The organism is Novosphingobium lentum NBRC 107847 (assembly GCF_001590965.1).
Classification (GTDB): Bacteria; Pseudomonadota; Alphaproteobacteria; order Sphingomonadales; family Sphingomonadaceae; genus Novosphingobium; species Novosphingobium lentum.
Genome location: NZ_BCTW01000051.1, coordinates 1 through 759 on the forward strand (window position 1 = coordinate 1; position 759 = coordinate 759).

A 759-nucleotide genomic window follows, 5' to 3' on the forward strand; every position below is an offset into this window, starting at 1 on the left:
ACGATCGGTCGCAACGCCAGCGTGACGGCGGGCGCGGGCGATCTGGCAGTGACGGGCACGTTCGCCTCGACCGGCGCGACGCAGGCGAGCGCGGCCTCGATCACCGGCGGCACGTTCAACGCGGGCAGCAGCCTCACGCTGAGCAGCCCCGGCGCGATCAAGCTCAATGCCGCGACCAGCGGCACGACGCTGGCGTTGAGCGGTACGACCATCGATGCACCGACGCTCAACGCTGGAAGCGACCTCACGCTGACCAGCACCGGCGCGACCACGCTGGGCACCGCGACAGCAGGCGGGCTGCTGGCGATCACGGCGGACAGCCTGACCGACACCGCGCTGACCTCGGGCGGCAACACGACGCTCAAGATCGCCAAGGCGGCGACGCTGGGTACGGTGAAGGCGGGCAGCAATCTGGCGATCACCGCCGGGCCGCTGAGCTTCGCAGCGCTGAGTTCGGGCACCGGCACGACCACCATCACCTCCGGCGCGGCCACGGGGGGGACGATCGCGGCCAAGACCAGCCTGTCGCTGATCAGCACCGGTGCGGTGAAGCTCGATAGCGCGACCAGCGGGACCACGCTGGCGCTGTCCGGCACGACGATCGCCGTGCCGACGCTCAATGCTGGCACCGACCTCACACTGACCAGCACTGGCGCAACCACGCTGGGCACCGCCATGGCGGGCGGGACGACGACCGTCACGGCCAGCCAGCTGACCTTCACCAGCCTGACCACGGGCGGCAACGCCAGCCTGTCTGGC

At 70.9% G+C, this 759-nt stretch carries 1 protein-coding gene; it reads left to right on the forward strand.

Annotation, left to right across the window (positions count from 1 at the left end; genetic code table 11):
* Positions 1 to 759 (forward strand): hypothetical protein (locus NL2_RS21505; RefSeq protein ID WP_218006138.1); only part of this gene is annotated, 759 nt, incomplete at both ends.